Origin of the sequence: Streptomyces sp. NBC_01296 (genome assembly GCF_035984415.1) — a bacterium.
Lineage (GTDB): Bacteria > Actinomycetota > Actinomycetes > Streptomycetales > Streptomycetaceae > Streptomyces.
Genome location: NZ_CP130721.1, coordinates 153,356 through 165,630 on the forward strand (window position 1 = coordinate 153,356; position 12,275 = coordinate 165,630).

Consider the following 12,275-nt stretch of genomic DNA (forward strand, 5'->3'; position numbering starts at 1 on the left):
GGCGTACGGCGAACGCGCTCGTCGAGACCGAGAAGGAACTCAACGCAGAGCGGGCCACACGCACGGAGCCGATCGCGGTCGTGTCCATGGCCTGCCGCCTGCCCGGCGGCATCGACACCCCGGAGGGCTTCTGGGAGCTGCTGGCCTCGGGCGGCGACGCCGTCGGCGGCCTGCCGTCGCGCTGGGACAGCCTGGGCGTCTACGACCCGGACCCGGAGGCCGTCGGCAAGAGCTACGCCCGCGAAGGCGGCTTCATCGAGGGAGCCGAGGGCTTCGACTCCGGCTTCTTCGGGATCTCGCCGCGCGAGGCGCTCTCGATGGACCCGCAGCAGCGCCTCGTCCTCGAAGCCTCCTGGGAGGCGCTGGAGCGCGCCGGCATCCGCCCGGACACGCTGGCCGAGAGCCGTACGGGCGTCTACCTCGGCACCATGAGCTCTGACTACGGCAACCAGCAGGGCCACGACCTCAACGCCCTCGACGGGTACGTCAGCACCGGCAACGCGAGCAGCGTCGTCTCGGGCCGCGTCTCCTACACCCTGGGCCTGCAGGGCCCGGCGGTGACCGTGGACACCGCCTGCTCCTCGTCCCTCGTCTCGATCCACCTCGCGGTGCAGGCACTGCGGCAGGGCGAGTGCGAACTCGCCCTCGCCGGCGGTGTGACGGTGATGAGCACCCCGGCCCTGTTCGTGGAGTTCTCCCGTCTGAAGGGCATGGCGGCGGACGGTCGCTGCAAGTCGTTCTCGGCGCAGGCCGACGGTGCGGGCTGGGCCGAGGGCGCGGGCGTGATCGTGCTGAAGCGGCTGTCGGCCGCGCAGCGTGACGGTGACCCGGTCCTGGCCGTGATCCGTGGTTCGGCGGTCAACCAGGACGGTCGCAGCCAGGGTCTGACGGCCCCGAACGGGCCGTCGCAGCAGCGGGTGATCCAGGACGCGCTGGAGGCCGCCCGCCTGACCCCGGCGGACGTCGACGCCGTCGAGGCGCACGGCACGGGCACCCCGCTGGGCGACCCCATCGAAGCTGGTGCGCTCGCCGAGGTCTTCGGGCCCCACCGCAACGACAAGAACCCCGTCTACCTCGGCTCCTCGAAGTCGAACATCGGGCACGCGCAGGCGGCCGCCGGTGTCATCGGCGTGATCAAGATGGTCCTCGCGCTGGAGCACGGGGTGCTCCCGAAGACCCTGCACGCCGACGAGCCGAGCCCGCACATCGAGTGGGACGGCAGCGGGCTCCAGCTCCTGAACGAGGCGCGGCCGTGGGAGCGGGGCGCGGAGCGCACGCGCCGCGCGGGCATCTCCTCGTTCGGCCTGAGCGGTACGAACGCGCACGTCGTCCTTGAGGAGGCGCCTGCCGCCACCGCGCAGCCGGTCGCCGACGAGGTACGGCCGCTGCCGGTTCCGGTGGTGGTCTCGGGCCGTGACGAGGCGGCGCTGCGTGAGCAGGCCGGTCGTTGGGCGGACTGGCTCGGGGGCCGTTCCGAGGTTCCGGTGGCGGATGTGGCGGTGACGGCTGCCCGGCACCGTTCGCACTTCGAGTCGCGGGCAAGTGTCGTTGCTGCGGACTCGGCGGGTCTGGTGGACGCGCTGCGTGCGCTGTCTGACGGCCGCTCGCACGATGCGGTCGTGACCGGGGCTGCGCTGGAGCGCGGCAAGGTCGTGTTCGTGTATCCCGGCCAGGGTTCGCAGTGGGTCGGCATGGGCCGCGCGCTCCTTGCGGAGAACGAGACGTTCCGTCAGACCATTGATGCGTGTGATGTGGCGCTGCGTCCGTTCACGGGCTGGTCGGTGCGTGAGGTGTTGGCGGGTGAGGAGGGTGATCACCCGCCGTTCGAGCGGGTGGACGTGGTCCAGCCCGCGCTGTTCGCGATGGGTGTGGGTCTCTCCGCGGTGTGGCGTTCGCTCGGGGTCGAGCCTTCGGCCGTGGTCGGTCACTCGCAGGGTGAGGTGGTTGCCGCGGTGGTGAGCGGTGCTCTCACTTTGGAGCAGGGTTCTCAGATCGTGGCGCAGCGTTCCCAGGCGGTCCTCGCCTGCGCGGGCCAGGGCGGTATGGCGCTGATCGAGCGTCCGGTCGGCGAGGTCGAAGGGTTCGTGGCCCCGTACGGCGACGCCCTGTCGGTCGCGGCGGTCAACACGGCCGGCTCCACCGTCATCTCGGGTCAGGCCGAGGCGATCGTGAAGATCGTCGCGGAGCTGTCCGAGCAGAACATCTATGCCCGCAAGATCAATGTGGATTACGCGTCCCACAACGCCCAGATGGACCCCCTGCTGCCCGCTCTCGGGTCAGGCTTCGAGGGGATCGTTCCGCAGTCCGCGGACATCGCGTTCTACTCGACGGTGACCGGTCAGGTCGCGGAGGGCACGGAGCTGGACGGTGCGTACTGGTGCCGCAACCTGCGTGAGCCGGTCCGTTTCGACCGTGCCCTGAACCGGCTCCTCGATGACGGTCACGGTGTCTTCGTCGAAATCTCCGCCCACCCCGTCCTCTCCATGCCGCTGACCGACGGCAGCGCCGACCACGGCGGCATCGTGGTCGGGTCCCTGGCCCGTGAGCACGGCGAGCCGTCCCAGCTCCTGCGCAACCTCGGTCTGCTCCACGTCCAGGGCCACGACCTCGACTGGGACCGCGTCCTCGGCGCCGGACACCTCGTGCCGCTGCCCTCGTACGCCTTCCAGCGCGAGCACTTCTGGATGGACACCCCGAAGTCCTCGGGCGATGTCCGCGGAGTCGGGCTCGACGTGTCCGAGCACCCGTGGCTCGGTGCCGTCACCGCGCTCGCCGACGGCGAGGGGTACCTGTTCACCGGCCGGATCTCCCTCACCGAACACTCCTGGCTGGCCGGGCACGCCGCCTTCGGTACCGTCCTCGTTCCCGGTACGGGTCTGCTGGAGCTGGCGCTCACGGCCGCGCATCACGTCGGTGCCGAGTCGGTCGAGGAACTCACGCTCCTGGAGCCGTTGACGCTCTCCGAGGACTCTGTTCTTCGCCTCCAGGTCGCGGTGGGTGCCCCGGACGGCGCGGGCCGTCGTCCGGTCAACGTCTACAGCCGGCCGGAAGGAAGCGACGCCGACTGGCGGCGCCATGCCACCGGTGAGCTGACGGAGACCGCCGACGCATCGACGGCTGACGACGACCCGTTCGCCGCCCTGGCGCAGTGGCCGGTCCCGGGTGCCGAGCGCATCGATCTCGATGGTTTCTATGAGGGTTTCCGGGCGCGTGGTCTGGATTACGGTCCGGCTTTCCAGGGCCTGACCGAGCTCTGGCGTGACGGCGACACCGCGTACGGTCTGGTCCGCCTCCCCGAAGGTCTCAAGACCGACGACTTCGGTGTTCACCCCGCCCTCCTCGACGCCGCCCTGCACACCCTCATGGGCGTACGCGACGAAGAAGCCCGGCAGCGCGTCTTCATGCCGTTCGAGTGGACCGGTGTCGAACTCCTCGCCGCGGGTGCCACCGAGCTCCGCGTACGCATCGACGTCGCGTCGGGCACCGACGAGCACCTCACCCTCACCGTTGCCGACGGCACCGGCCACCCCGTCGTACGGGCGCGCGGTCTCGCCATCCGCGAGGCGAGCGCCGAGCAGATCCGGGCGGGCGAGCGCGCCGAGCACCTCTACCAGGTCGAGTTCCGCCCCACCCGGACACCGGGCGGCGACGCCGAGCCGGCCGGGGAGACGTGGGCACTCGCGGGTGACACGGTCCTGGCCGCCGCTCTCGGCGCCCAGGTGTTCCCGGACCTCGACGCGCTCCTCACCCACCTCTCCGCAGCGGCCGACGCTCCGGCCCGCATCCTCGTCGATGCGACCCGGCCCGCCGCGGCACCGGCCCTCGACGAGGCCACCGCAGCGCTGGAGCTGATCCAGGGGCTGCTGGCCGCACCCGGCATCGAACAGACCGAGCTCGTCTGGCTGACCCGCTCGGCCGTCGACGCGGGCGACGGTGTCACCGACATCGCCCACGCCCCCCTGTGGGGCCTGGTCCGGGCGGCGCGCGCCGAGCACGCCGACCGGGTGGTCCGCCTCATCGACCTCGGCGTCGACGGCCCGGGCGACGACACCGCGCTCGCCCAGGCCCTCACCCTCACCGAAGAGCCCGAGATCGCCCTCCGCGACGGGGAGATCCGTACGGCCCGCCTCGTCCGCGCGGCCAAGGCCTCCGACGCCCCGCAGCTGAACCCCGAGGGATCCGTCCTGGTCACGGGCGGTACGGGTGAGCTGGGCCGGTCGGTGGCCCGTCACCTGGTCGCCGTACACGGTGTGCGTCACCTGGTGCTGACGTCCCGCCGTGGCCCGGACGCCCCCGGCGCGGCCGAGCTGGCGTCCGAGCTGGAGGCGGCGGGTGCGCAGAGCGTGCGGATCGTCGCGGCGGACGTCTCCGACCGTACGCAGACGGCGGCGCTGCTCGCGGACACCGGAGGCCGTCCGTGGACGGGCGTCTTCCACCTGGCCGCGGTCCTGGACGATGGTCTGCTGGTGTCCCAGGATGCCGAGCGTCTGGCCCGTGTCTGGGGTCCGAAGGCCGAGGCGGCCTGGCACCTGCACGAGCTGACCCAGACCCTGGACCTAGCCGCCTTCGTCCTGTTCTCCTCCGCCGCCGGTGTTCTGGGCGGCGCCGGGCAGAGCAATTACGCTGCGGCGAACACCTTCCTGGATGCGCTGGCTGCGCACCGGCGTGGCTCGGGTCTGCCCGCGACGAGCGTGTCGTGGGGCTTGTGGCAGCAGGCCGGCCACGGTCTGACCGCCACCCTCGGCCAGGCCGAACTCGCCCGCATGCGCCGCATGGGCATCGCCGCGCTCACCAAGCAGCAGGGCCTCACCGCCCTCGATGACGCCCTCGGCTCCGCGAGCCCCCACCTCGTCCCGGTCAAGCTCGACCTGGTCACCCTGCAGCGGAGCCCCGACGAGGTGCCCGCCCTGCTGCGCGCCCTCGTCCGCGCCCCGAAGAAGCGCGTGGGCGAGGCGGGCACGGCGCTCTCCGGTCTGCGCGACCAGCTCGCTGCACTGCCCGAGGCCGAGCGGCTGCCGGCCCTGGTCCGGCTGGTGCAGCGCGAGGCGGCCGAAGTGCTCGGCATCTCCTCCGCCGAGGGCATCGGGGCCCAGCAGGTCCTGAAGGAACTCGGCATCGACTCCCTCATGGCGGTCGAGCTGCGCCGCCGGCTCTCGTCCGAGACCGGGGTCGCCCTGCCCTCCACCCTCGCCTTCGACTACCCCACGCCCACCGCCATCGCCGGACTCCTCCTCGGCAAGCTGGCGCTCACCGAGAAGGCGAAGCCGAAGCACCGCAAGAGCGCCTCCCACACCGCTGCCGCCCCGGCGGCCGACGATCCGATCGCGGTGGTGTCGATGGCCTGCCGCCTGCCCGGCGGCATCGACACCCCCGAGGCCTACTGGAACCTCCTGGCCACGGGCGGCGACGCGATCAGCGGCCTGCCCCCGCGCTGGGACAGCCTCGACGTCTACGACCCGGACCCGGAGGCCGTCGGCAAGAGCTACGCCCGCGAGGGCGGCTTCATCGACGTCGCCGCCGACTTCGACGCCGCGTTCTTCGGCATCTCGCAGCGCGAGGCGCTCTCCATGGATCCGCAGCAGCGCCTCGTCCTCGAAACCGCCTGGGAGGCGCTGGAGCGCGCCGGCATCCGCCCCGAGACGCTCAGCGAGAGCCGTACCGGCGTCTACCTCGGCGCCATGAGCTCCGACTACGGCGAGCAGGGCCGCGAACTCGACGCCTTCGACGGGTACGTGAGCACCGGCAACGCCTCCAGCGTCGTCTCCGGCCGCGTCTCGTACGCGCTGGGCCTGCAGGGCCCGGCCGTCACCGTGGACACCGCCTGCTCCTCCTCCCTCGTCTCCATCCACCTCGCCGCCACTGCCCTGCGCCAGGGCGAGTGCGAACTCGCCCTCGTCGGCGGCGTCACCGTCATGAGCACACCGCGGCTCTTCGTGGAGTTCTCCCGCCTCAAGGGCATGGCCCCCGACGGCCGCTGCAAGTCCTTCTCCGCCCTCGCCGACGGCGCGGGCTGGTCGGACGGCGTCGGCATCCTCGTCCTGAAGCGGCTGTCGGCCGCCGAACGCGACGGGGACCGCGTCCTCGCCGTCATCAGCGGGTCCGCCGTCAACCAGGACGGGCGCAGCCAGGGCCTGACCGCCCCCAACGGCCCCGCGCAGCAGCGCGTCATCCACGACGCCCTGGAGGCCGCCCGCCTCACCCCCGCCGACATCGACGCGGTCGAGGCCCACGGCACCGGCACCCCGCTCGGCGACCCCATCGAGGCCGGCGCGCTGGCCGAGGTGTTCGGCCCCCGACGGGCCGGGGACCGCCCGCTCTACCTGGGCTCCTCCAAGTCGAACATCGGCCACGCCCAGGCCGCCGCCGGCGTCGCCGGCGTCATGAAGATGGTCCTCGCGCTCCAGCACGAGACCCTGCCCAAGACCCTGTACGCCGACGAGCCGAGCCCCCACATCGAGTGGGACGGCAGCGGACTGGAACTCCTGCGCGAGGCCCGGCCCTGGGCGCGGGAGGGCGCGCGCACCCGCCGCGCCGGTGTCTCCTCCTTCGGGCTCAGCGGCACCAACGCCCACATCGTCCTCGAGGAGCCCCCGGCCCCGGACCCGGCCCCGGCCGAGACGGAGACCGAGGTGCTGACCCCGGCCCCGGCCCCCGCGTCGGCCGCCCCGTACCCCGTCCCGTACGCCCTCGTCCTCTCCGGCCGCGACGAGAGCGCCCTGCACACCCAGGCCGCCCGCTGGGCCGACTGGCTCGAGGGCCGCCCCGACGTGCCGGTGGCCGACCTCGCGCACACGGCAGCCCGCCACCGCACGCACTTCGAGCACCGCGCCGCCCTCACGGTGACCACCACCGCCGAAGCCGTCGCCGCGCTGCGCACCCTCGCCGACGGCCGCACCCCGGCCGGGGCGGCCGAAGGCACGGCCGTCGACAGCCCCCTCGCGGTGCTGTTCACCGGCCAGGGCAGCCAGCGGCCCGGCATGGGCCGCGCCCTGTACGCCGCCCTCCCGGCCTTCCGGGAGGCGTTCGACGCGGCCTGCGCCGCGCTCGACCCGCACCTGAACCAGCCGCTGGCCGAGCTCGTCCTCGGCGGCTCGGAACTCGTCCACGAGACCGAGTACGCCCAGCCCGCCCTGTTCGCCGTCGAGACCGCGCTGTTCCGCCAGTGGGAGGCCTGGGGCGTGCGGCCCGCCGCCGTCGCGGGCCACTCCATCGGCGAACTCGCCGCCGCCCACGTCGCCGGAGTCCTCACCCTGGACGACGCGGCCCGTCTGGTGGCCGCCCGCGGCCGCCTGATGCAGGCCTGCGAGCGCGGTGGCGCGATGGCCTCCGTCGAGGCCTCGGAGTCCGAGGTCCTGGAGGTCCTCGCGGGAGTCGCCGGACGCATCTGCGTCGCCGGCCTCAACGGCCCCGTGCAGACCGTCGTCAGCGGTGACGAGAACGCCGTCGCCGCCGCCACCGCCAGGTTCGCCGAACTCGGCCGCCGCACCCGCCGGCTGACCGTCTCGCACGCCTTCCACTCGCCGCACATGGAGGCCATGCTCGACGCGTACCGCCTCGTCGCCGAGGACGTCGCCTTCGCCGCACCGCAGATCCCCGTCGTCTCCACGGTGACCGGGACCCGCATGGGCCAGGACCTCGCCCCCGGCGAAGGCCTGCGCTCCGCCGAGTACTGGGTGCGCCAGGTCCGCGACGCCGTGCGCTTCCTCGACGCCGTGCGGACCCTCGAGGCGGACGGCATCGGCCGCTACCTCGAATGCGGTCCCGCCGCCGTCCTGGCCGCCATGGGCGCCGGCTGTGTCACCGGCACCGCCGCGTTCGTCGCCTCCCAGCGCGCCCCCAAGGACGCCGACCGGGCCCCGGACGAGGTCCGCGTGCTCGTCGAGGCCCTCGGCGCGCTCCACGTCAGCGGCCAGGAGCCGCTCTGGGACGCGGTGTTCACCGGCCGGACCGGCCCGAACGCCGGCCCGAACGCCGCCCCGGTCGCCGGCCTCGCCGCCGAGCTGCCCACGTACGCCTTCCAGCGCGAGCGGTACTGGCTCGAGCCCGCCCGCAACACCGGGCGCGGTGCCCGCGACACCGGTCTCGTACCCGCCGGGCACCCCTGGCTCGGCGCCGTCCTCACGCTCGCCGGCGGCGAGGGCCAGCTGCTCTCCGGCCGGCTCTCGCTCGCCGACCACCCCTGGCTCGCCGACCACGCCGTCTTCGGCAGCGTCCTCGTGCCCGGCACCGGCCTGCTCGACCTCGCCCTGGCCGCTGCCCGGGCCGCCGGCTCCGCACGGGTCGCCGAACTCACCCTGGCCCAGCCGCTCGTCCTCACCGCCGGAGAGGCGCTGCGCCTCCAGGTGAAGGTGGACACCCCGGATGAGGACGGCCGGCGCAAGATCGCCGTCCACAGCCAGCCGGAGACCTCCGCCGACCCGTCCTCCTGGACCCTGCACGCCTCCGGCGAACTTGCCGACGACCCCGCCCGGGACGCTCCGGACGGGCTCGCCGACCTCGCCGCGTGGCCGGTTCCGGGAGCCGAGGCCATCGGTCTCGACGGCTTCCACGAGCAGCTCGGCGGCGACGGCCTCGAGTACGGCCCGGCCTTCCGCGGCCTGACCGAACTCTCCCGCCGCGACGGCACCGCCTACGGCCGGGTCGTCCTGCCCGAGCCGCTGCGCCCGACCATCGAGGGCCACGGCGTGCACCCCGCCCTCCTCGACGCCGCCCTGCACGTCCTGGCCGGCGTCACCCCCGGCGAGCAGCCCGAGGGCACCGTGCTGCTGCCCTTCGCCTGGACCGACGTGACCCTGTACGCCACCGACAGCACCGAACTGCGCGTCCGTGTCGCCCCGGAGGCGGGCGGCGCGGACCCCGAGGCCGCGGCCGCCGGATTCGGCGCCGCCGTCCTGGTCACCGACCCCTCCGGCGAACCCGTCCTGTCGGGCGTGCTCCAGGTCCGCCGGGCCTCCGCCGACCAGCTGCGGGTCACCCGGCCCTCCGACGCCGACCACCTCTACCGCGTCGAGTTCCAGCCGGTCGCCGAGCCCGCCGGCGCCGCCCCGGCCACCACCCTGGTGATCGGCGGCACCGGAGCCCTCGCCGAAGCCCTCGGCGCCGCCTGGGCCGCCGGCCCCGAGCCGCTGCCCGCCGGCGCGCCGGTCCCGGACCGTATCGTCGTCGACGCCACCGGCGCTGTCACGGGCGATACCGCCGAGGGGGCCCAGGCCGCCACCCTGGCCGCCCTGGACCTCGTACAGCACCTGCTCACCGAGGAGTACGCGGCGGCCGAGCTGGTCTGGATCACCCGGGACGCCGTCGCGGCCCGCCCCGAGGACACCGCCGCCGCACTCGCCCACGCCCCCCTGTGGGGCCTCGTACGGGCCGTGCGCGGCGAGGTCCCCGACCGCACCCTGCGCCTGCTCGACCTGGACACCGCCGCCCCCGACCCGGCGGCCCTCACCGCCGCCCTCGCCGCCGCCGACGAGCCCGAACTGGCCCTGCGCGGCGCCACCCTGCTCGCCCCCCGCCTCGTGCGCACCGCGCACGGCACGCGCACCGGGGCGGCCCAGGGCGGCGCGGCCCTCACCCCGCCCGCCGAGGCCGGCCCCTGGCACCTCGACATCCGGGAGAAGGGCAGCATCGACAGCCTCGAGCTGGTCCCCGTCCCGGACGGCGGCCCGCTCGGCCCCGACGAGGTCCGCGTCGCGGTCCGCGCCGCGGGCATGAACTTCCGCGACGTCCTCAACACGCTCGGCATGGTCGCCACGCCCAAGCTGGGCCTGGAGTTCGCGGGCACGGTCCTGGAGACCGGATCCGCCGTCACCCACCTGCGCCCGGGCGACCGGGCCATGGGCCTCGCGCTCGGCGCCTTCGGCACCGAAGTGCGCGGCGACGGCCACCTGATGGCGAAACTGCCCGACACCCTCACCTTTGAAGAGGGCGCGACGATCCCGCTCGCGTTCCTCACCGCCCACTACGCCCTCACCGACCTCGGGGCGCTGCTCCCGGGCGAGAAGCTCCTCGTCCACGCGGCGGCCGGCGGCGTCGGCATGGCCGCCGTCCAGCTCGCCCGCCACCTGGGCGCCGAGGTGTACGGCACCGCCAGCCACGGCAAGTGGGACGCGCTGCGCGCCCTCGGACTGCCCGACGAGCGCATCGCCTCCTCCCGCGACACCACGTTCGAGGAGCGGTGGCTGACGGCCACCGGCGGAGCCGGCTTCGACGCCGTGCTGAACTCCCTCGCCGGCGAGTTCACCGACGCCTCGCTGCGCCTGCTGCCGCGCGGCGGGCGCTTCCTGGAGATGGGCAAGACCGACATCCGCGACGCGGACGAGGTCGCCGCCGCCCACCCCGGCGTCGCCTACAGCGCCTTCGACCTGATGTCGCTGGACCCCCGCCACCTGCACCGGATGCTCACCGAGCTGTCCGCCCTGCTCACCGACCGGGTCATCACCCCGCTCCCGTACCTCGCGTACGACGTACGGGAGGCCCCCGCGGCCTTCCGCTACATGGCGCAGGGCCGCCACACCGGCAAGCTGGTCCTCACCGTCGGCCGGGCGCTCGACCCGCAGGGCGTGGTCCTGCTCACCGGAGGCACCGGCGAGCTCGGCCGCAACCTGGCCGGGCACCTCGTAGCCGAACACGGTGTGCGCCACCTCGTCCTGACCTCCCGGCAGGGCATGGCGGCGCCCGGGGCGGACGAGCTCGTGGCCGACCTCGAAGAGACCGGCGCGGCCAGCGTGCGCATCGTGGCCTGCGACGTCTCGGACCGCGACGCGGTCGCCGCCCTGCTGGCCGAGGCCGCCCGGGAACGCCCGCTGACCGGCGTGGTGCACCTGGCGGCGGTCATCGACGACGGCGTCGTGCGCAACCAGACGCCCGAGCGGTTCACCCGGGTCCTCGCCCCCAAGCTGGCCGGCGCCTGGCACCTGCACGAACTGACCCGCGAGCTGGACCTGGCCGCCTTCGTCCTGTTCTCCTCGGTCGCCGGCACCCTCGGATCGCCGGGCCAGTCCAACTACGGCGCCGCCAACGCCTTCCTGGACGCGCTCGCCACCCACCGCCTGCGCCGCGGCCTGCCCGCCACCAGCCTCGCCTGGGGCCTGTGGGCCCAGGGCGGCTCCGGCCTGACCGCCCAGCTCGGCGAGGCGGAACTCGCCCGGATGCGCCGCCAGGGCGCCCAGCCCCTGACCGCGGCCGAGGGCCTCGCCCTGTTCGACACCGCCCTGGCCCGCCCCGAACCGCACCTGGTGCCGCTCAAGCTCGACACCACGCGGCTCGGCGGCGACTTCGCCCCCGCGCTGCTGCGGGCCCTGGTCCGTACGCAGCCCAGGAAGGCCAAGGAGTCCGCCGCGGCCGGCTCCGCCTTCCGGGAGCGACTGGCCGGCCTGTCCACCGCGGAACGCGAGACGGAGCTGAGCAAGTTCGTCCAGCAGGAGGTCACCGCGGTCCTCGGCCTGTCCGGCGGAGTCCCGCTCGACAAGCCGATGCGCGAACTGGGCTGGGACTCCCTGATGGCCGTCGAACTGGGCAACCGCATCACCAAGTACACGCAGGTGGCCGTGCCCGGCACGCTCGCCTTCGACTACCCCACGCCACGCGCCATCGCCGGGTACCTGCTCGGCAGGCTCTCCTTCGACGGCGCACCGCAGGCCGCCGCCGACACCCCGCCGCAGGACCCGGCCCGGGCCGCCCAGTGGGCCGTGACCCGGATCGGCGTCGAACGGCTGCGCCAGAGCGGCCTGCTGGACCGGCTGCTGGAACTCGCCGCACCCGCCGCCGCCAAGGCCGAGGCCCCGGCCGACGCCTTGCAGACCGCCCAGGAACTGACCGACGACGAGATGGACGCGGCCCTGGACGCCGTACTCGGCGGCATCTGACCCCCAGGGCCCGGCGGCCCCCGGGTCCCTCCCCCACCGCGGTCCCTGCCGCGAACCCGACCGACGACCCCTCTGAAAATCCCCCATGACCCCCGTTCCCAGGAGTTGATCATGTGTCATCGTCCTCCTCGCCGGAGCCCGTGGCCGACGCCACGGCCGCGCCCCCCACGGCCGGGTCCCGGCGCCGGTGGGTGGCGCTCGCCGAAGAGGGTCGCATGAAGGTGAAGGAAATGAGCGGTTTGGCTGGCCGGAAGCGGTATTTCCGCAGGAAGACCGGCTGATCCGACTCGATTCATCCCCCGAAGGCCGCCGTAGCCCATTCTTCTGGAATGGGCCACGACGGCCTTTTTGGCAATCCCTCAATATCGACTGAACGTCCGCTGCTGACCGCTGCTGCGGTGCGTGTCACCC

Annotated in this window: 1 pseudogene; it reads left to right on the forward strand. The window is 74.1% G+C overall.

The annotated features are described in order from the left end of the window. Positions 1-65 precede the first annotated feature (65 nt). Positions 66-11,864 (forward strand): annotated as a pseudogene (locus OG299_RS41050) (SDR family NAD(P)-dependent oxidoreductase); the annotation flags it as partial. Between the last annotated feature and the right edge of the window lie 411 nt (positions 11,865-12,275).